Origin of the sequence: Pseudomonas sp. BF-RE-25 (genome assembly GCF_019956105.1) — a bacterium.
In the GTDB taxonomy this organism is placed as follows: domain Bacteria; phylum Pseudomonadota; class Gammaproteobacteria; order Pseudomonadales; family Pseudomonadaceae; genus Aquipseudomonas; species Aquipseudomonas migulae.
Genome location: NZ_JAHBDB010000029.1, coordinates 46,120 through 66,583 on the forward strand (window position 1 = coordinate 46,120; position 20,464 = coordinate 66,583).

General features: G+C 59.8%; 13 protein-coding genes and 1 pseudogene. 5 read left to right on the top strand and 9 right to left on the bottom strand.

Translation table 11 applies throughout. The features are described 5' to 3' along the window. The first annotated feature begins 51 nt into the window (after positions 1–51). The gene (locus tag KGB24_RS14830; RefSeq protein ID WP_223415487.1) at positions 52–1,416 is read left to right on the top strand and encodes a formimidoylglutamate deiminase; all 1,365 of its coding nucleotides are present in this window, start codon (positions 52–54) and stop codon (positions 1,414–1,416) included. Positions 1,417–1,528: 112 nt separating this feature from the next. Here KGB24_RS14830 and KGB24_RS14835 read toward each other — a convergent pair whose 3' ends face one another. Together KGB24_RS14835 and KGB24_RS14840 are read right to left on the bottom strand one after the other, a co-directional pair. After that, on the bottom strand, positions 1,529–2,098 hold the full coding sequence (locus KGB24_RS14835; RefSeq protein WP_192417185.1) for a lipocalin family protein: 570 nt from the start codon (positions 2,096–2,098) through the stop codon (positions 1,529–1,531). Between the two features lie 31 nt (positions 2,099–2,129). Then, positions 2,130–2,384, bottom strand: a complete 255-nt coding sequence (locus tag KGB24_RS14840; RefSeq protein WP_223415486.1) for an outer membrane protein assembly factor BamE — start codon at positions 2,382–2,384, stop codon at positions 2,130–2,132. Positions 2,385–2,678: 294 nt separating this feature from the next. Between KGB24_RS14840 and KGB24_RS29425 the strand changes: the two are divergent. Both KGB24_RS29425 and KGB24_RS29430 read left to right on the top strand, forming a co-directional pair. Next, positions 2,679–3,701: pseudogene (locus KGB24_RS29425) on the top strand (cache domain-containing protein); the annotation flags it as partial. A 93-nt stretch (positions 3,702–3,794) separates the two neighbouring features. Continuing rightward, positions 3,795–4,559, top strand: coding sequence for a methyl-accepting chemotaxis protein (locus KGB24_RS29430; RefSeq protein WP_411736650.1), 765 nt, complete (start codon positions 3,795–3,797; stop codon positions 4,557–4,559). A 117-nt stretch (positions 4,560–4,676) separates the two neighbouring features. Here KGB24_RS29430 and KGB24_RS14850 read toward each other — a convergent pair whose 3' ends face one another. The 5 genes from KGB24_RS14850 to KGB24_RS14870 all read right to left on the bottom strand — a co-directional run bounded on the left by KGB24_RS14850 (position 4,677) and on the right by KGB24_RS14870 (position 14,252). Beyond that, complete coding sequence (locus KGB24_RS14850; protein ID WP_223415484.1) at positions 4,677–5,279, bottom strand: DUF924 family protein; 603 nt, start codon at positions 5,277–5,279, stop codon at positions 4,677–4,679. Between the two features lie 2 nt (positions 5,280–5,281). Continuing rightward, complete coding sequence (locus KGB24_RS14855) at positions 5,282–6,292, bottom strand: class 1 fructose-bisphosphatase (RefSeq protein WP_008028035.1); 1,011 nt, start codon at positions 6,290–6,292, stop codon at positions 5,282–5,284. A gap of 275 nt (positions 6,293–6,567) precedes the next feature. Beyond that, positions 6,568–7,941, bottom strand: a complete 1,374-nt coding sequence (locus KGB24_RS14860; RefSeq protein ID WP_223415483.1) for a DUF3999 domain-containing protein — start codon at positions 7,939–7,941, stop codon at positions 6,568–6,570. Continuing rightward, positions 7,938–11,531 (bottom strand): DUF2339 domain-containing protein, encoded by a 3,594-nt coding sequence (locus KGB24_RS14865; protein WP_223415482.1) that lies wholly within the window; start codon positions 11,529–11,531, stop codon positions 7,938–7,940. The genes KGB24_RS14860 and KGB24_RS14865 overlap by 4 nt, the downstream gene beginning before the upstream one ends. Before the next feature lie 270 nt (positions 11,532–11,801). Continuing rightward, positions 11,802–14,252: a glycogen/starch/alpha-glucan phosphorylase gene (locus tag KGB24_RS14870; RefSeq protein ID WP_008028030.1), complete on the bottom strand. Its 2,451-nt coding sequence runs from the start codon at positions 14,250–14,252 to the stop codon at positions 11,802–11,804. A 259-nt stretch (positions 14,253–14,511) separates the two neighbouring features. On the opposite strand from KGB24_RS14870, the gene KGB24_RS14875 reads away from it, so the two are divergent. Further along, positions 14,512–14,952 carry a YkgJ family cysteine cluster protein gene (locus tag KGB24_RS14875; protein WP_085988407.1) on the top strand — a complete coding sequence of 147 codons (441 nt, stop codon included), beginning with the start codon at positions 14,512–14,514 and terminating at the stop codon, positions 14,950–14,952. A gap of 213 nt (positions 14,953–15,165) precedes the next feature. Here KGB24_RS14875 and typA read toward each other — a convergent pair whose 3' ends face one another. Continuing rightward, entirely contained in the window at positions 15,166–16,986 is a 1,821-nt protein-coding gene (typA, locus tag KGB24_RS14880; protein WP_008028025.1) for a translational GTPase TypA, read from the bottom strand. 139 nt (positions 16,987–17,125) lie between these two features. Beyond that, a complete protein-coding gene (thiI, locus tag KGB24_RS14885; protein WP_223413802.1) occupies positions 17,126–18,580 on the bottom strand; it encodes a tRNA uracil 4-sulfurtransferase ThiI in 1,455 nt (484 codons plus the stop codon). A gap of 330 nt (positions 18,581–18,910) precedes the next feature. Between thiI and glnA the strand changes: the two genes are divergently transcribed. Beyond that, complete coding sequence (glnA, locus tag KGB24_RS14890; protein ID WP_008028021.1) at positions 18,911–20,317, top strand: type I glutamate--ammonia ligase; 1,407 nt, start codon at positions 18,911–18,913, stop codon at positions 20,315–20,317. Positions 20,318–20,464: the final 147 nt, after the last annotated feature.

Sequence of the window (20,464 nt, forward strand, 5' to 3'; positions counted from 1 at the left end):
GCAAACGTCTGTATATGTATATACAAATAACACACGATGGGGTGCTGAACCATGTCCGCCTTCTTTGCCGAACGCGCGCTGCTGCCTAGTGGATGGGCCAACAATGTACGTCTTGAGGTCAGCGCCGACGGCGTTTTGACCCATATCCAGGCCGATTCCCACGCAGATGGTGCCGAACGGCTAAGCGGTCCGCTGCTGCCAGGCATGCCGAATCTGCACTCACACGCGTTCCAGCGAGCGATGGCCGGGTTGGCGGAAGTGGCCGGTAATCCGAACGACAGTTTCTGGACCTGGCGCGATTTGATGTACCGTCTCGTCGGAAAAATCAGCCCGGATCAACTCGGCGTAATCGCCCGGCAGCTGTACATCGAAATGCTCAAGGCCGGTTACACCTCGGTGGCGGAATTTCATTACGTGCACCACGACACAAGCGGCCAACCCTATGCAGATCCGGCCGAACTGGCGCTACGCATCAGCCAGGCGGCCAGCTCCGCCGGCATCGGTTTGACCCTGCTGCCGGTGCTCTACAGCCATTCCGGTTTCAGCGGCCAGACGCCGAACGACGGCCAACGTCGCTTTATCAACAGCACTGAAAACTACCTCAAGCTCCAGTCGCGCTTACAGCCGATCCTGGCGCAGCAACCGGCCCAATCGCTGGGTCTGTGTTTCCACTCGTTGCGTGCGGTAACACCGCAGCAGATCAGCGAAGTGCTGGCGGCCAGCGACAAGCAGTGCCCGGTGCACATTCACATCGCCGAGCAGCAGAAGGAAGTCGACGACTGCCTGAGCTGGAGCGGTCGCCGTCCGCTGCAATGGCTGTACGAAAACACCGAAGTCGACCAACGCTGGTGCCTGGTCCACGCGACCCACGCCAACCCGGAAGAAGTGACGCTGATGGCCAAGAGTCGCGCCATTGCCGGTTTGTGCCTGACCACCGAAGCCAACCTCGGCGACGGGATTTTCCCGGCGGTGGACTTCCTCGCTCAAGGTGGGCGCATGGGCATCGGTTCTGACAGCCATGTGTCGCTGAGCGTGGTGGAAGAATTGCGTTGGCTGGAATACGGCCAGCGCCTGCGAGATCAGCGGCGTAACCGGTTGTATGGCGCGGATCAGCCGATGGTCGGCCGTACGCTGTACGACGCAGCACTCGACGGCGGCGCGCAGGCGATGGGGCAGCCGATCGGTGCACTGGAAGTTGGCAAACGGGCAGATTGGCTGGTACTGGACGGCAACGATCCGTACCTGGCGACCGCCAGTGGAGACGGGATTATCAATCGTTGGTTGTTTGCCGGCGGCGATCGCCAGGTGCGCGATGTGCTGGTCAATGGCCAATGGGTTGTGCGCGATGGGCGACATGCCGGGGAAGAGGAAAGTAACCGCGCGTTCACCCAAGTCCTGCGCGATCTCCTCGGCTGACACAAACCCTTGTAGGAGCCGGCTTGCCGGCGATGGCGGACTGTCTGTCAACAGTGATGTTGAACATGACGGCCCCATCGCCGGCAAGCCGGCTCCTACAAAGGGTGCGTGATCAGTTGGAGGTCTTGGCCATCTGCGTATCCGTCGCACGCCAGATCAGCCGCGTGGTGTCATACCCCTGCTGACGCGCCTTGCTCAGCAGTTCTTCGCGCACTACACCGTTGACCGTCGGGGTTCGCGACAGCAACCACAGATAGCGACGGCTCGGGTCGCCGACGATCGCAGTCTTGTAGTCGTCGCTGACGAACAACACCCAGTATTCGCCCTTCGCCACACCCGGTATCAACCGCGAAAACCAGGTATCGAACTCGACCCACAACTTGTCGGTCTTGCCCGGCACCTGTGGATAAGCCGTGCCCTTGGCCTCTTCCCATTGCCAATCCGCCGTCAGGCAGCGATTCAGCACCAGAATGTTGCCGTCCGGCTTGAGCGTGTAATGCGCTTCGGATTGCGCGCAGTTGCGCTGGAAATACATCGGCAGACGCGCCAACTCGTACCAGGTCCCTTGGTACTTCTTGAGATTGACGCTGTTGACCGTTTTCGGCGCCAACGGATTTTCACCAGAAGTGGCGCAGCCGGCCAATACCAGGCTGGCAAAAAGGAGGATCAATAACCGCTTCATTGTTTTTCTCCCGTGGGCATATCGCCCCGGTTTACTTCAGGCCTTGGCCGGAAAACATCAACACTTTGTCACCGGCGTACTGCACGCTGATAAAGCTGTTCTTGTCGCCCCAGGTGCAACTGGACATGCCGAGCGCGCCCGCGCAGTCGGTAGGTTTGCCCAGCAAGGTTTCCACCTCGGCCTTGGCCATGCCTGTCGACAACTTGGAGTAGTTTTCCTGATTGATTTTGCCGCACGCGGCCAGCAACACGCAGAACGAAAGCAGGGCGATGGAACGCAGCAACATTGTGTAGCTCCTGGGACAAAGGGGAATGGCATGACAGCCAAGCTGAAGCTTAGAAGAGAAAACCCCTGTCTGGTTCCCTGACCGAGCGCCTATTTATCGGGCCGCTCGTCTGCCTTTTGCCGAAAAATCAGCCACTTTCTCGCGTTGTTGAGCATTTCGTCGGTTTTGACAGAATTCGCCTAATCTTTGGCGCCGCTCAGTCGACATAAAAGCAGCGCAAAGCCCGTTCCTGTGGCAAATTGACGCCCCTTGTCGACCAGCACCTCCGCGGTAGTTCATTTAATGACCAGAAACATGAAGTTCAGCCACAAAATCTTGTTGGCTGCTGCCCTCGTGGTGGCCGTTGCATTCGCCTGTTTCATCCTCTTCAACGACTACCGCCAGCGCCAGACCTTGCGCAGCAGTACCGAATCGTCGATGCAGGAACTCGGCAGCCTGACCACCAGCAACATTCAAACCTGGCTGGAAAGCCGCATCCAGCTGCTGCAATCGCTGTCCCAACAGATCGCCGTGGACGGCAGCGCCCAGGCCAGCCTCAAGCGCGCCATCGACTTGCCGGCCTACACCAGCAATTTCCAGCTGAGCTACTTCGGCGGCACTGACGGCGTGATGTTCTCGGTTCCGGCCGGCAATCGCGCCGCCGATTACGACCCTCGCGCACGCGGCTGGTACAAGGCGGCCAACGGCGCGCAACAGACCATCGTCACCGAACCGTACATCGCTGCGTCCTCCGGCAAACTGGTGATCACCGTGGCCACACCGGTGAAGCATCAGAACCAGATGATCGGCGTCGCCGGCGCCGACATTGACCTGTCCAGCGTCAGCGCGATCATCAACTCGCTGAACTTCGGCGGTCACGGCCATGCGTTTATCGTCAGCGCCGACGGCAAGATCCTGATCCACCCGGATAGCAAACTGGTGCTCAAGAACCTCGCCGAGGCCTACCCGAACGGCGCGCCGCAAGTCAGCCCGGGCATGAAAGAGGTCGAGATCGACGGCAAACGCCAGTTCATCTCCTTCACCCACGTCAACGGCGTGCCGTCGGCGGATTGGTATGTGGCGCTGGTGCTGGATCAGGACACCGCGTTCTCGATGCTCAGCGAGTTCCGCACCTCGGCGATCATCGCCATGGTTATCGCGGTGGTGATCATCATCGCGCTGCTGGGCATGCTGATCAGCTTCCTGATGCAGCCGCTGCTGACCATGGGCCGCGCCATGCATGACATCGCCGAAGGTGAAGGCGACCTGACCAAGCGCCTGACCATTCACGGCCACGACGAATTCGGCGCGCTGGGTACTTCGTTCAACCGTTTTGTCGAGCGGATTCACACCTCGATCCGCGAAGTGTCCTCGGCCACCGGCCAGGTCAACGAAGTCGCCTTGCGCGTTGTCGCCGCGTCCAACTCGTCGATGTTCAACTCCGATCAGCAAGCCTCGCGCACCAGCAGCGTGGCCGCCGCCATCAATGAACTGGGCGCCGCCGCCCAGGAAATCGCCCAGAACGCCGCCCTCGCCTCGCAGCATTCCAGCGACGCGCGCGCCTTGGCCGAAGACGGTCAGCAAGTGGTGGATAAAACCATCGCGGCGATGCAGCAGCTCTCGGCGAAGATCAGCGATTCGTGCGGCAACATTGAGACGCTCAACAGCAACACGGTGAACATTGGGCAGATTCTGGAAGTGATCACCAGCATCTCGCAGCAGACCAACCTGTTGGCGCTGAACGCCGCCATCGAAGCCGCCCGTGCCGGTGAAGCCGGGCGCGGTTTTGCCGTGGTCGCCGACGAAGTGCGCAACCTGGCGCATCGCACCCAGGACTCGGCGCAGCAAGTGCAGAAGATGATCGAGGAACTGCAAGTCGGCGCCCGTGAAGCGGTGAGCACCATGACCGACAGCCAGCGTCAGAGTGAAAGCAGCGTCGGCATCGCCAATCAGGCGGGCGAGCGTCTGGGTAGCGTGACGCAGCGTATTGGTGAGATCGACGGGATGAACCAGTCCGTGGCGACGGCGACGGAAGAGCAGACTGCGGTGGTGGAGTCGATCAATGTCGACATTACCGAGATCAACACGCTGAACCAGGAAGGGGTGGAAAACCTGCAATCGACGTTGCGGGCGTGTTCCGATCTGGAGCAGCAGGCGGCGCGTCTTAAGCAATTGGTCGGTAGCTTCAGGATCTAAAGCGCTTTTACGGGCCTCATCGCGAGCAGGCTCGCTCCCACATGGATCTTCGTAACGCTGGAGATCCACTGTGGGAGCGAGCCTGCTCGCGATGACGGCATCAGCCGCGATAAAGATTTAGAACCTTGACCCAGGCTGCGAAAGAAACACCAACTCCTCAACCGTAGACTCCCTTCCCAACACCGCATTGCGATGCGGAAACCGTCCAAACCGCGCAATCACCTGCTGATGCTTCTCGGCATAATTCAGATAATCGCCGAACAGCGCCCGGTCGCCCTCTGGCTGTTGCGCCACCAGATCGATATAGCGTGAGACGGCCTCATTCTGCACCGCCAGATTCTCGCAGTGCTCGAACACCAGATAGATGAACACCCGCTGAATCGGCCGCAACTGCCGATCAAAATCCGCAGCAATGCCTTGCGCCACCAGTGCCTGAGCCCTGAGATCGCCGGAAAAGGATTTGGGTGTTTCGCGAAAGATCATTCGCGGCAGTTGATCGAGCAGCAGCACCAAGGCCAGCCAACCTTCCGGGCGTTGCGCCCAGTCAGTCAATCCGCCGGCCAGTGCCTGCTCAACCCAGTCCCCGAAACGCGTCTGCGCTTCGAGGTCCTGGCTGTCGTGCTTGCCGAACCATAACCTGCCCTTCTCAGCCGCTACTTCGTTCGACGATTCGGAATTTCCGAACCACCATTCGAGCAACGGCTGCCAGGGCGCGGTCATGTTTACTCCTGGTGGTAAGCCGTGACGCGTGCGACTTCTTCTTTCGAACCGAGGAACACTGCTACGCGCTGGTGCAGGCCTTCCGGTTGAATGTCGAGGATGCGCTGATGGCCGTCGGTGGACGCGCCGCCCGCCTGTTCAACCAGGAACGACATCGGGTTGGCTTCGTACATCAGGCGCAGTTTGCCCGGCTTCGACGGCTCGCGGCTGTCGCGTGGGTACATGAACAGACCGCCACGGGTCAGGATGCGGTGCACGTCGGCAACCATCGCGGCAACCCAGCGCATGTTGTAGTTCTTTTTCAACGGGCCTTCATCGCCAGCCAGCAATTCGCTGACGTAACGCTGTACCGGCGCTTCCCAGTGACGCTGGTTGGAGGCGTTGATCGCGAATTCCTGAGTGGACTCAGGGATCGTGATGTCTTCATGGGTCAGTACGAAGCTGCCCATTTCACGGTCCAGGGTGAAGCCTTTGACGCCATTGCCCAAGGTCAGCACCAGCATGGTCTGTGGACCGTAGATCGCGTAACCGGCGGCAACCTGCTGAGCGCCTGGCTGCAGGAAGGCCTTTTCGTTCAAAGGCTCGTTCTGGGTCAGGTATTCGTTCGGGCAACGCAGCACCGAGAAGATCGTACCGACCGGCGCGTTGATGTCGATGTTCGACGAACCGTCCAGCGGGTCGAATACCAGCAGGTACGCGCCTTTCGGGTATTTGCCCGGGATCTGGTAGGCATTGTCCATTTCTTCGGACGCCATGCCGGCCAGGTGACCGCCCCATTCGTTGGCTTCGAGCAGGATGTCGTTGGACATCACGTCCAGCTTCTTCTGCACTTCACCTTGGACGTTTTCAGTGCCCATGCTGCCCAGAACACCACCCAGGGCGCCTTTGGAGACGGCGTGGCTGATTTCTTTACAGGCGCGCGCCACCACTTCGATCAGGAAACGCAGATCGGCAGGGGTGTTGTTGCTACGGGTCTGCTCAATCAAATAGCGACTCAGGGTAACGCGGGACATGGAAGGCTCCGGTGGAATGGGGGGCTAAAAACCCGCGCAGTTTAACGCGAGTCGGGGCGTATTTCCTCCTATCAGACGTGATACGTCCAACAGAGTTCATGTGCCGGGTTTAGCGTAGATCGAAACCGGCCGGATGTGGGCCGGCGACAGGTGGCAGTTTTGAGATTTTTGCTGCCTGACAGTCAGTCATCGCGAGCAGGCTCGCTCCCACAGTTGACCGCATTCCAATGTGGGAGCGAGGCTTGCCCGCGAATGGCGCGCAGCGCCAGCCATTCTCAGGAATTGGCCGGAGGTTTACGCAACAAGCTGAACGCCATCGCCGCCAAAAACAGAACACCCAGCAACAACACCGCCCACAACCCGAATTTCTTCCAGTTCGGTTCAGCGTGTGCAACGGATGTGAGTGTGGAGCTCGGCGTCTCTACCACTCCGCCCGCCACCGTCGCCCTGCCCAACGCCGCCCACTTCGCCGCGCTGTAATCCGGAATCAGCGTTGCCAGCGGCAGGTTCGCCGCTTTCACTGTCGCATTGCCCAACGCCAGCGTATAAGGCCCGGCCCCGCGCGCCAGGAACACCAGTTGCGTCGAGCGCACAGCGAAACGCACCGTCGGCGCCTCGGCGCCCAAGCCACCGCCGCGCTCGTCCACCGTCAACTTCAACTGCTGCACGGTTTGCCCCGGCAACTGCAATTCGTTCTGCACCACGTCCTGGCCACTCTGGGTCAGGCGATAGAGCAAACCACTGCTCAACGGCTGCCACGGCAGGCTGCTTTCCCGACGACCGGACAACGTCACCGGCGCCAGGCTGTTCGGTTGATTCAGTTCGACCTGCACGCGCTCGACGTTCAATCCCATCGGCAATTGCCAGGTGTATTCTCCCGCCTTCACGCTGGCGCCCGCCAACGGTTGCGACCAGACCAATGGCAGCGGCAGGCTGCGCGTGCTGGCGCTTTGCAGTTGCGCCGAGGTCAATATCGGCGCCGATTGCGGCGTGTTCCACAACAAACGCAGATAACGCGCCGATTGTCCCGGCAAGCCGACCTCATGCTGCTCGACCCGCTCGTCGGCAAACGTCAGCCGCGCCACCTGCCCGTCACCCCACGACTGCCAATGCTGCAAATCGTCGCTGGCTTCGATGCTGAAACGCTGGAAGCCATCGCGCTCGCTGGTCCAGTCGAGGATCAATTGCTGCAACGGTGCCTTGATGCCGCTGGCGTCGAGCAGCCAGCCGCTCAGCACTTCTTCGCCCACCTCCAGCTGACTCGACGGCTGCACTTCGACCAGCGTGCCATTGGCGCTCGATTGCACCCGCACACTCGGCGCGCGCTCGGTGGCGTCCGCCGAGTTGTACAACGGGAACCATTTCACGTCGGTCAGGGTGGGGGCTTCGCCGTTTTTCGCGGTCTCCCGCGCCACGGCGTAGGCCTGAGCCTCACCGGCCGCGTTGAACACGCGCACATCGCTGAGGTCGGTTTGTCGCGCATTCAGTTGCACGGCCAAGGGCAATTCGAGGCGATACCACGGACCTTCGCCGCTCACGGTCAACGGCACTTGCGTGGCGAAGTCCGCCGGTTTTTCCTGCGCGCTGGCCGACAGCGCCACGCCCAACGCAACAACGCCCAACCAGACCAGGTTCAGCTTCTGACTCAAGACGACACTCCTTCGGTTTCCGGGGCCGGTTTTTCAGATTCCGGCGCAGCATCGACGCGCTTGGGCGGCAACGGGGCGAAATAGCCCACCACCAACAGCAACACGCCAACACCGATAAACGAGACGATCCGGGCGAGTCCGCCACGGTTACTCAATTCGACAAAGAACAGTTTCGCGACCACCACACCGATCAGCGCCGCGCCGATCAGCCAGACTTCACGACGATGGCGCAGATGGCCGCCGATCATCAGACTCAGCGCCATCAAGGTCCAGACGATCGACAGACCGGCCTGCACCTGCATCGACGCGAGCAGCAAATCCAGCTCGAACGGTACGCCGCCCCAATGGTGAGCCGTGCGATTCACCAGCGCGGTGAAAAACGCGAACAGCGAAACACCCGCAATCAGCTGCGTGGCGTGATCGAAGATGTCCTTGCGGATCGCCAGTTGCGTCACGGCGCTGCGGGCCCACACGTAAACGCCGAACAGCGCAAACAGCAGCCCCAACTCCAGCGGATTGATCAGCGGCACATAGGGCAGCGGCTCGGCGGTGCCGTCGCTGACAATATTCGCCAGCCAGAACCAGCCGAGCATGAGCAAGGCCAGCGGCGCCGCCGCGTACAGTCGATACTCGCGCGGATAAGCCGACACCGGCCACGGCCAGGTACGCGGCGCGGCCATCAACACCAGATAAACACTCGGCAGAATCGCCCAACCCAGCCAACGCCAGGCGTTGTATTGCTCGGACAACAGCAGCAAGCCGTAACGCAACTCCAGCGCCAGTACACCGATCAACAACCAGCAGCCGAGCACATGAGCGGTGCTCAAAGACCGCTCGGGGAGCATCGGCGCCAGACGCCGCAACGAGATGAAATGCACGACGAACACCGCCGCCCAGGCGAGCCAGCCGACATCGGCCGCCGGGTGGTAACGCGCGTGCCATGCCCCGAGCAATACCACACCCGCCGCAGGAATCAGCAAAGTGCAGAGCAAACCCAGCGACGGCCATTTCAGGCGCAACGCCAACACGGCCCACAGCGCCACGCTCAGCGCCGCGACCGTCAGCAGCAACGTCGCCTGAAGATTTACCGGTGCAAAGCGCAGCACTTCACTGATCCACGCCAGCGCCCACCAACCCGCGCCCCACACCAGCAGCACTTCAGACAAACGCTGCAAACTCAGCACATCGAAAGCCGATGCATGGTTGCCGAGCTGCAAGCGCCAGGCGCCGACCAACGCCGCCAGCCCCAGCACCAACGGCGTCCAGAATCCGCTATGCGCCAATGGTTTCAACCCTTCGCTGGCCAGCGGCCCCAGCAGGTCCGGCCCGGCGAACAGGAACGCCGCCCCGCCAATCACCTGCAACAGCAGACCGAAGACGAAACTCACGCGCTGCTTCAGATAAAGGCTCAGCCAGATAATGAACAGACCACTGGCCGCCCACACCGCACTTGCGGTTTGCCACGGCAGCACGAACAGAACAGCGAGGTTGATCAGCACCAGGCCGGCCAGCAACACCACTGACAAACCGCGCAACAGCCGAACATCGCTGCGCACCATGTCATCGCGCGCAGCAAGCAACATACCGGCGATCAACGCCAGACCAATCAGCGACGCGCTGAGCAATCCGCTCCAACCGGCGCTGAACACCGCGCCAGACTCACCGCTCGCACCTTGCAGCCGCAGCAGGAACAACGCGCCGCCCAGCAATTGCACAGCGAACGCGGTGAAGAGGAAAGTGCGCGATTGCAGACGCAAACCGACAAACAACGTCGCCAGACCGGCCAGCGCCCAACTGATCGCCGTGCCATGGGTAAAGAAGAACAGCGGCGCCAGCAGATAGAGGAAGGTCAAACCGAGGCAGGCCAGCACCGGCAAGCCTTTGCGCTCCCACGCCAACGTCTGCTCAGGCAAGGCGTTGCGCAATTGGTAGAAACTGAACAGCAGCGCCACGCCGAGCATCAACGCGCCCAGCGGTGCACCTTCCAGCAGGCTGCTTTCGCCGAACCGCAGCTCACTGAGGAACGCCAGCGCCGAACCCAGTTGCAGCAGCAATGCAAAGGCGCGCGCCAGCGGTCTTTGCTGACGCAATCCGAGCCAGAAAATCCCGGCGCCTTCCACCGCCCAAGCGGCCGCTGTCCAGCGCGCATCAAGCCCCAACGGGATCGCCAGACTGGCGAAGATCACGCCCAACGCCAGACAGGTTTCCGCCAGCAACAACGCTCGACCACCCATCAGCAAACGGGCCATGCCCATGTAAATCATGCCCAGCGCCAATGCACTGAAAGCGGCAGCGAACTCCAGATGCTGGACCAGCGCGAACTGCAAACCGAAACCCACCAGCGGCGGGCCGAACAGCATCGTGCCGTCGACGTAGTCGCCTTTGCGCGCCGACCAGTGCAGCAGCGCCTCGCGGCTGTCGTCCTCGGGCGCGTCGCTCATTTCCAGCAACTTGCGCCGTGCAAACAGCAGCCCGATGGCCAGGTACATCAGGAAAAACACAATCAGGAACGGCTCGGTGCTCCACAGCAGCTCCGGGGTGTAGGAGCGCAGGCCCCAGGCGAAACCGATGCCGAAGGTGCCGACAAAGCCGATCAGGTTGAGCAGCCGCCAAGCCTTGAACCAGGCGATGGTGAGAATGCCGGCGTTGAGCAAGGCGAAATAGCTGAACAGCGCGACATGGTTGCCGGCGCCGGTGGACGTCAGGATCGGCGCGGCGAAACCACCCAACGCGGCGGCGCACGCCAGTGCCAGCGAGTCTTGAGTGATGGCCAGAATGGCCGAGAACACCGTCACCGCCACCAGCAGCCCGAGCGCCGCCGTCGGATCAAGCAGCGGATGCAAACGCATGGCCGCGAACACCGTCAGGTACAACACGGCGATCCCGGTGCCTTGCAGCATCAACGCATAGTTAGTGTTGCGATGACGCAGCCACCAGCCCAGACCGAGCAGGGCCAACGCAGCCGCCGCCACCCCGGCGTAACGCAGTTCGATCGGCACCACCATGCCTTCGGTGGCATAACGCAGCAGAAACGCCAGACCGAGGAACAACAGCACCACACCGACCCGCAGCACGGTGTTGCCACCGAACAGCCAGTTACGGGCGCCGCTGATGGCGCGCTCGATGAAGTTCGGGCCACGCGGAACGGCGGGTTCGCGGGCAACCGGTTCGGACTTCCAGGCATCGTCGGGCAGCGGGCGGCTGGTTTGCGTCGCTGTCGCGGTGATCGGTTCGAGTTCGGGCGGGAGTTCCCAGACCATCTCCGGGGTAGAGACAGGGACTTCTTCGAGAATGAATACCGGGGACGGGGCCGGTTCGCTGGCAAGCGGTTCCTCGGCAAGTGGCTCGCTGGTTTCAGGCGCCTTGACGCCAGACACCTCCAGCGTGGCCAGGCGTTGCTGGACCGCATTCAGCGCCACCTGCGCCTGCTCCAGCAGAGCGCGCTGTTCAGCCGCCTGTGAACCCAAACGGCCGATGCGAATGGCCTGGCCGATACCCAACCCGAGTAACGCACCCAACAGCGCGTCGCTGAACGACTCGTCGAGTATCCAGCCCAGCACCAGCCCTATCAGCATGAACATCCATTGCATGGTCGATATCCCTAAGCGGCCCCGCTGCGGGGCGAATCCGGGGAAAGCAGCATTTGGCTGAGTCTAGTGTGAAACCACACAAACCTGTGGGAGCGAGCCTGCTCGCGATGAGGCCCTGACATTCAGCATTGATATTGAATGTCAGGGCCTCATCGCGAGCAGGCTCGCTCCCACAATGGATTGCCATGCATACCGCCCGGTGAAACTGGTGCTTAGTATATCGGCCAGGTCCAACAACCGTCGGACCTTGCGCACATTTGTGGCTAAAAGTTACTCCAATGCTTTCCAGATATCCGTCGCGTACTCGCGAATGGTCCGGTCCGAGGAGAACCAGCCCATCCGGGACGTGTTCAACACCGCCGAACGCCACCACTCGTTCGAATCGTGCCAATGGGCTTCAACACGCATCTGCGCGTCCCAGTAGGAATCGAAATCGGCGCAGACCAGGAAGCGGTCGTAGTCGATCAGCGAGTCAATCAAGCCGGTGTAACGGGACGGATCATCCGGCGAGAACACCCCGCCACGAATCGCTTGCAGCACGTCATTGAGCCGATGGGACGCGGCAATGTCCGGCGTCGCATTGAACTCATGATTCTGTTTGCGCGCTTCAACCTGCTGCGCGCTGAGGCCGAAGATGAACATGTGCTCGGCGCCGATGCGCTCGCACATTTCCACGTTGGCGCCGTCCAGCGTGCCAATCGTCAGCGCGCCGTTGAGGCCGAACTTCATGTTACTGGTGCCCGACGCCTCAAAGCCTGCGGTGGAAATCTGCTCGGACAAATCCGCCGCCGGAATGATGCTCTCCGCCAGGCTGACGTTGTAGTTAGGCAGGAACACCACTTTGAGCAAGCCGCGCACGGTCGGGTCGTTGTTCACCACCCGGGCGATGTCGTTGGTCAGTTTGATGATCAGCTTGGCCTGGTGATAACTGGCGGCGGCCTTGCCGGCGAAGATCTTCACTCGTGGCACCCAGTCGATTTCCGGCTCGGCGCGAATCGCCTGATACAACGCGACGGTGTGCAGCAAGTTGAGCAACTGACGTTTGTATTCGTGGATCCGTTTGACCTGCACGTCGAACATCGCCGCCGGGTTGACCGCGACCCCAAGGCGCTCGTGAATGATGTACGCCAGCGCTTTTTTGCTGTGCAGGCGCTGTTCGGCGAAGGCCTTGCGGAACGCGGCTTTTTCCGCGAACGGTTCCAGATCGAGCAAGCGCTCTTCCGGGTTATCCAACAGATCAGGGCCGAGGGCATCGACCAGCATCGAGGTCAATTCCGAGTTGGCCTGATACAACCAGCGGCGGAAAGTAATGCCGTTGGTCTTGTTGTTGATCCGCTCCGGGTAGAGCTTGTGCAGTTCCGAGAACACGGTTTTGCGCATCAGTTGCGTGTGCAGTCCGGACACGCCGTTGACGCTGTGGGAGCCGAGAAACGCCAGGTTGCCCATGCGCACACGGCGACCGTTGTCCTCTTCGATCAGCGATACCGCGCGCAGCACGTCAAAATCATGGATGCCTTTGGCGCGTAGCGAATCGATGTGCTGGGCGTTGATCAAGTAAATGATCTGCATGTGCCTTGGCAGCATCCGCTCCATCAAACCGACCGGCCAGGTTTCCAGCGCTTCCGGCAACAGCGTGTGGTTGGTGTACGAAAGCGTGTCGACGGTGACCTGCCACGCGGCGTCCCACGCCACGTCGTAGACATCGACCAATTGGCGCATCAGCTCGGCCACGGCAATGGACGGGTGAGTGTCGTTGAGCTGGATTGCCGCGTGGTCGCCCAGGGTCAGCACTGAGGTGTGCATGTTGCGATGACGGCGCAGCAAATCCTGGAGAGATGCCGCGACGAAGAAGTATTCCTGGCGCAGACGCAGTTCCTGGCCGGCCTCGGTACTGTCCGCAGGGTACAGTACGCGAGAGATACTTTCCGCCCGCGCCACTTCAGCGACCGCGCCGAGGTGGTCGCCGGCGTTGAAGCGTTCGAGGTGCAAATCTTCCATCGCACGGGCACGCCACAGGCGCAGCGTGTTGACGCTCGCCCCGCGCCAGCCGACTACTGGAGTGTCATAAGCAATGGCGCGCACGGTTTCCGCCGGGGACCAGACTTGCTTGGACTTGCCGTTTGAGTCGGTCACGGTTTCGACGCTGCCGCCGAAGCCGATCGGGTAAACCACTTCTGGCCGTTCGAATTCCCACGGGTTGCCGAAATCCAGCCAGTGTTCGGTCTGTTCCTGCTGCCAGCCATCGACAATCGCCTGGCGGAACAAGCCGTGCTCATAACGAATGCCATAACCGTGGCCGGCGATGCCGAGGGTCGACATGCTTTCCATGAAGCACGCCGCCAGACGACCGAGGCCGCCGTTGCCCAGGGCGGCGTCGGGCTCCAGCAAGCGGATGCGTTCGAGGTCGACGCCGAGCTCAGTCAGCGCTTCGCGGGCGACGTCGAGCAGGCCGAGGTTGCTCAGGCTGTCGTAGAGCAGCCGGCCGATGAGAAATTCCAGGGAGAGGTAATAAACCCGTTTCTGACCTTTGCGGTAGATTTGCCGGGTGTGGTCCATCCAGTGCTCGACCATGTGATCGCGCGCCGCCAGCGCAATGGCTTCGAACCAGTCGTGATCGAAGGCGTGATCCGGGTCTTTGCCCACCGCGTAGGTGAGTTTGGTCAAGACGGCGTCGCGGAATGCGGCCACCTCTGCTTCGCGAACAAGTGGTTCTTGAGTCATCGATAAGACCTCGAGCGAGCTTTGAGTTGTCTGAGCCTAGACGGTCTGACAGGCGGTAGAGGCTCTGGTTCGGCAGTTTTTCCTGTTAGTGCGAGATAGGTCGGCATTACCTTGTCGTGTGCCTGAATCAATGCAGGGGCCGTGCCGGAATTCACGTGTTGTTGACCACAGTTAAAAAAATCTGGCGAAAGGTTGTTCAAAAATCCACCAGTCCCGGTATGATCGCGCGCCCTGATGCACACGCTGGTAACAACCGATGATGAAGCCCAACCTGATCGCCGCCGCAGAGATCGATCGTCTCGATACCTGGGCCAAATACTCTGCGCCGATGTGCGGTTCCTGCATATCCAGCTGCTGCACCCTGCCGGTCGAGGTCAAGATCAAGGATCTGATCCGCATCGGTATCGTCGACGAGTTCGAGCGCGGCGAACCGGCGAAGAACATCGCCAAGCGTCTGCAGAAGGAAGGGATCGTCGAGCGTTACAGCCAGAAGACCGAGATCTTCACCCTCCAGCGCATGAGCAACAACGATTGCCTGTACCTGGATCGTAAGAGCCGTCTGTGCACTATTTATGAAAAGCGCCCGGATACTTGCCGCAATCACCCGAAGATCGGGCCGCGACCGGGGTATTGCGCTTACAAGCCGAAAGAAGTGGCGCGCGAGACCAGCAGCAGCCGTCGGCCTCTCGAGAAATTCTGATCTGAATCTTCGCTGCTTGACCTGACCTCATCGCGAGCAGGCTCGCTCCCACAGTGATTGGTGTCGTGCACAAATTATGTGTTCACCATCAATACCCTGTGGGAGCGAGCCTGCTCGCGATGAGGCCGGTACAGACGCCACACAAATCGCAGACAAACAAAAACGCCCCCGGCCTTTCGACCGGGGGCGTTTTCATTCAGCCTGAACTAAAACTCAGTTCTTGGCTTTCTTGGCAGCGCGGGTACGCTCGCCTTCGTCCAGGATCTTCTTGCGAAGACGGATGGACTTAGGAGTAACTTCACACAGCTCGTCGTCCTGGATGAACTCCAGAGCCTGTTCCAGGGTGAAGCGAACAGGTGGAACCAGGGCGATGGTTTCGTCTTTACCCGAAGCACGCATGTTGTCGAGCTTCTTACCTTTGGTTGGGTTGACGCCCATGTCGTTATCACGGCTGTTCAGACCAACGATCTGACCGTTGTAGATTTCCTGACCGTGTTCAACGAACAGCTTGCCACGTGCCTGCAGGGTTTCCAGGGAGTAGGTCAGAGCCTTGCCGGTTTCTACCGATACCAGAACACCGTTCTGACGACCGGACATGTCGCCGGACTTCATGGTGTCGTAGCGATCGAAGATCGAGGTCAGGATGCCAGCACCGTTGGTCAGGGTCAGGAACTGGTTACGGAAACCGATCAGACCACGAGCAGGGATGTTGTATTCCAGACGCACACGGCCTTTGCCATCCGGCACCATGTTGGTCAGGTCGCCCTTACGCAGACCCATCTCTTCCATGACCTTGCCCTGGGATTCTTCAGGGGTGTCGATGGTGACGTTTTCAAACGGTTCCTGCTTCACGCCGTCAACCTGACGGATGATCACTTCAGGACGACCAACGCCCATTTCGAAGCCTTCGCGACGCATGGTTTCGATCAGTACCGAGAGGTGCAGCTCACCACGGCCGGAAACCTTGAACTTGTCAGCCGAGTCGCCTTCTTCAACGCGCAGTGCAACGTTGTACAGCAGCTCTTTGTCCAGACGTTCCTTGATGTTACGGGAAGTCACGAACTTGCCTTCTTTACCGCAGAATGGCGAGTCGTTTACCTGGAAGGTCATGGAAACGGTTGGCTCGTCAACGGTCAGAGGCTTCATCGCCTCGACGTTGTCCGGCTGGCACAGGGTGTCGGAGATGAACAGCGAGTCCATACCGCTCACGCACACGATGTCACCGGCAAACGCTTCTTCAACGTCGATACGGTGCAGACCGTGGTGACCCATCAGCTTCAGGATACGGCCGTTGCGTTTCTTGCCGTCGGCGCCGATGGCGACAACCGGAGTGTTCGGCTTGACGCTACCACGAGCGATACGGCCAACACCGATAACACCCAGGAAGCTGTTGTAGTCCAGTGCCGAGATTTGCATCTGGAACGGGCCTTCACGGTCAACTTTCGGCGCAGGTACGTTGTCGACGATCGACTGGTACAGCGGGGTCATGTCTTCAGCCATGTCGGTGTGGTCCAGACCGGCAATGCCGTTCAGGGCCGAGGCGTAGACGACTTTGAAGTCCAGCTGTTCTTCGGTGGCACCCAGGTTGTCGAACAGGTCGAAGATCTGGTCCAGAACCCAGTCCGGACGCGCGCCTGGACGGTCAACCTTGTTGATGCACACGATCGGACGCAGGCCAGCTTCGAAAGCCTTCTTGGTCACGAAACGGGTTTGCGGCATAGGGCCGTCTTGAGCGTCAACCAGCAGCAGAACGGAGTCAACCATCGACATTACGCGTTCAACTTCGCCGCCGAAGTCGGCGTGGCCCGGGGTGTCCACGATGTTGATGTGGTAGCCGTTCCAGTTGATGGCGGTGTTTTTCGCCAGAATGGTAATACCGCGCTCTTTTTCCTGGTCGTTGGAGTCCATCACGCGCTCGTCGTTGAGCTCGTTGCGCTCCAGAGTGCCGGATTGACGCAGGAGTTTGTCTACCAGGGTGGTTTTACCATGGTCAACGTGAGCAATGATGGCGATGTTGCGTAGATTTTCGATCACTTGTGTATCTCGATCAGAGGATTCGGTGTGCTGACAAGTCTTGGCAGCGATTAACAGTAGAGTCAGGCCTTGCCGTTACAGCTTGACGGCAGAGTCGGGGGGCCGATGACGCAGGCCACAGGCAAACAGCCCCGGGCTCTTAGCTCGGTCGATAAACGCGCACATTGGCATGCCCCTCACTGAGCAAATGGTGGGCATGCAGGCGACTCATCACGCCTTTGTCGCAATACAGCAGGTACTGGCGAGTAGGGTCCAGTTCCTTGAAACGAGCGTTCAATGCATAAAACGGCATCGTCTGTACCTCAATGCCATCGAGTTCCAGCGGCTCGTCTTCAGCGGCATCCGGGTGACGGATGTCGATGATGATCTGGCCCGCCAGTGCTTCGCTGACTTCTTCGATTTGCAAATCCTGGCCCAATTCGTCGATCACGCGATCGATCGGCACCAGTTTGGCGTTCTCGAGCGCACGCTCAAGGACTGCCATGTCGAATTCTTTCTCTTCATGCTCCACCCGGTGGCGCTTGGCAGCCGTCTTCGGGTTGACTGAAATGACCCCGCAATACTCCGGCATGTGCCGGGCGAAATCGGCGGTACCGATTTCGTTGGCCAGATCGATGATGTCCTGCTTGTGACTGGCGATCAGCGGGCGCAGCACCAGCTTCTCGGTCACGCAGTCAATCACGTTCAGATTCGGCAATGTCTGGCTCGACACTTGGGAGATCGCCTCCCCGGTCACCAGCGCTTCGATTTGCAGTCGATCGGCAATTTGGGTCGCAGCGCGCAACATCATACGCTTCAATACTACGCCCATATGACTGTTATCGACTTTACCGAGAATTTCTCCCAGTACTTCCTCGAACGGCACACTGACAAATAACACGCGTTGGGAGCTGCCGTACTTCTTCCAGATGAAGTGCGCGACTTCCATCACGCCCAGCTCGTGGGCCCTTCCGCCCAGATTGAAGAAGCAGAAGTGGGCCATCAGGCCGCGACGCATGATCTGGTAGGCCGCCACAGTGGAGTCGAAGCCGCCGGACATCAGCACAAGTGTCTGTTCCAGGGCACCCAGCGGATAACCGCCGATGCCGTTGTGCTGACTGTGGATCACGAACAACCGTTGGTCGCGAACTTCGATTCGGACTTCGATTTCAGGCTTTTTCAGGTCGATCCCGGCGGCACCGCACTGGCGGCGCAACTGGCTGCCGACGTATCTCTCAATATCTATCGAGCTGAATGGGTGCTTGCCGGCGCGTTTGCAACGCACCGAGAAAATCTTGCCGGCCAGCGCATCACCGTAGTGCTGCTTGCATTTTTCAACGATGTCGTCGAAATCACCCAGCGGGTACTCATCGATTTGCAGGAAGTGCGCGACGCCCGGCATGCAGCTCAGACGCTCGCCCATCTCCTTCAGAGCCTTGGGATCGCTGACGCGGGTTTCCAGCTCGAGGTTGTCCCACACGCCGTTCACCACCACGGCCGGATCCAGATCGCGGAGCACGGCACGGATGTTCTTGGCCAACTGGCGGATGAAACGCATCCGTACCGGGCGGCTCTTGATGGTGATCTCTGGGAAGACTTTTACGATTAATTTCATGGAAACAGCGCGCGCGAGGCCTGCCGAAAAAGGGGGGCGCGGATTATAGCGGAAATTGTTCAAGGTTTAACCAGTTAATGTGCAGAAGGTTTTGCACGCACCAAAACAGGTCATTTGTTGATTTTAACGCCACATTGTAGGGCGGGATTTTCCCCATTAATGCGCTTTACACCTTTATAAGCGTGATATTGGGGCAAAAAACCCATGGTGGGGCACTGGCATGCAATTTGCTCCCTTGTGAGGCAGGTTGCCTTGGCAGAGTATTCGCGCCGGCATCACCCACATTCTAAGGGCATCCACTACTAAGCCCGAAGCCACCCGGAGGACACTATGTCGAAGTCGGTTCAACTCATCAAAGATCATGACGTCAAGTGGATTGATCTGCGCTTCACGGACACCAAAGGCACCCAGCACCACGTGACCATGCCGGCTCGCGACGCGCTGGATGAAGACTTCTTCGAAGTCGGCAAGATGTTCGACGGTTCCTCCATCGCTGGCTGGAAAGGCATCGAAGCCTCCGACATGATCCTGCTGCCGGACGACAGCACTGCCGTACTGGACCCGTTCACCGAAGAGCCGACCCTGATCCTGGTCTGCGACATCATCGAACCTTCGAGCATGCAAGGCTACGATCGCGACCCACGTGCGATCGCCAAGCGCGCAGAGGAATACCTCAAATCCACCGCCATCGGCGACACTGTGTATGCCGGTCCGGAGCCAGAGTTCTTCATCTTCGACCAAGTGAAGTTCAAGTCCGACATCTCCGGCTCCATGTTCAAGATCTACTCTGAACAAGGCTCGTGGATGTCCGACCAGGACGTGGAAGGCGGCAACAAAGGCCACCGTCCAGGCGTCAAAGGCGGTTACTTCCCGGTTCCACCGTTCGACCACGACCACGAAATCCGTACCTCCATGTGCAACGCACTGGAAGAAATGGGCCTGACCGTCGAAGTTCACCACCACGAAGTGGCAACTGCCGGCCAGAACGAAATCGGCGTCAAGTTCAACACCCTGGTGAAGAAAGCCGACGAAACCCAAACCCTGAAGTACGTCGTGCACAACGTGGCCGATGCCTACGGCCGCACCGCTACCTTCATGCCTAAGCCTCTGTACGGCGACAACGGCTCGGGCATGCACGTGCACATGTCCATCTGGAAAGACGGCAAGAACACCTTCGCAGGTGAAGGCTATGCCGGTCTGTCCGATACCGCTCTGTACTTCATCGGCGGCATCATCAAACACGGTAAGGCCCTGAACGGCTTCACCAACCCGGCGACCAACTCCTACAAGCGTCTGGTTCCAGGCTTCGAAGCTCCAGTGATGCTGGCCTACTCGGCCCGTAACCGCTCCGCTTCGATCCGCATTCCTTACGTGTCGAGCCCGAAAGGCCGCCGTATCGAAGCACGCTTCCCGGATCCAGCTGCCAACCCGTACCTGTGCTTCGCAGCACTGATGATGGCTGGCCTGGACGGTATCCAGAACAAGATCCACCCTGGCGATGCAGCTGACAAAAACCTGTACGACCTGCCGCCTGAAGAGGCGAAAGAGATCCCACAAGTTTGCGGCAGCCTGAAAGAAGCCCTGGAAGAGCTGGACAAAGGTCGTGCGTTCCTGACCAAAGGCGGCGTGTTCTCCGATGACTTCATCGACGCTTACATCGCTCTGAAAAGCGAAGAAGAAATCAAGGTACGTACCTTCGTACACCCACTGGAATACGAGCTGTACTACAGCTGCTGATCCGGTAGCGCCTGCGCAAGCGGCGTGACAAAAAAGAGGCCTCCTTCGGGAGGCCTTTTTTGTGCCCGCGATTCACTGATTGAATACACCTCCCTGTAGGAGCCGGCTTGCTGGCGATGGCGATCTTGCGGACGCCATCGCCAGCAA

Excerpts from the sequence above, each read along its gene's own strand:
- KGB24_RS14830 (WP_223415487.1), top strand. The coding sequence starts at position 52 with ATGTCCGCCTTCTTTGCCGAACGCGCGCTGCTGCCTAGTGGATGGGCC.
- KGB24_RS14835 (WP_192417185.1), bottom strand. The coding sequence starts at position 2,098 with ATGAAGCGGTTATTGATCCTCCTTTTTGCCAGCCTGGTATTGGCCGGC.
- KGB24_RS14840 (WP_223415486.1), bottom strand. The coding sequence starts at position 2,384 with ATGTTGCTGCGTTCCATCGCCCTGCTTTCGTTCTGCGTGTTGCTGGCC.
- KGB24_RS29430 (WP_411736650.1), top strand. The coding sequence starts at position 3,795 with ATGTTCAACTCCGATCAGCAAGCCTCGCGCACCAGCAGCGTGGCCGCC.
- KGB24_RS14850 (WP_223415484.1), bottom strand. The coding sequence starts at position 5,279 with ATGACCGCGCCCTGGCAGCCGTTGCTCGAATGGTGGTTCGGAAATTCC.
- KGB24_RS14855 (WP_008028035.1), bottom strand. The coding sequence starts at position 6,292 with ATGTCCCGCGTTACCCTGAGTCGCTATTTGATTGAGCAGACCCGTAGC.
- KGB24_RS14865 (WP_223415482.1), bottom strand. The coding sequence starts at position 11,531 with ATGCAATGGATGTTCATGCTGATAGGGCTGGTGCTGGGCTGGATACTC.
- KGB24_RS14870 (WP_008028030.1), bottom strand. The coding sequence starts at position 14,252 with ATGACTCAAGAACCACTTGTTCGCGAAGCAGAGGTGGCCGCATTCCGC.
- KGB24_RS14875 (WP_085988407.1), top strand. The coding sequence starts at position 14,512 with ATGAAGCCCAACCTGATCGCCGCCGCAGAGATCGATCGTCTCGATACC.
- thiI (WP_223413802.1), bottom strand. The coding sequence starts at position 18,580 with ATGAAATTAATCGTAAAAGTCTTCCCAGAGATCACCATCAAGAGCCGC.
- glnA (WP_008028021.1), top strand. The coding sequence starts at position 18,911 with ATGTCGAAGTCGGTTCAACTCATCAAAGATCATGACGTCAAGTGGATT.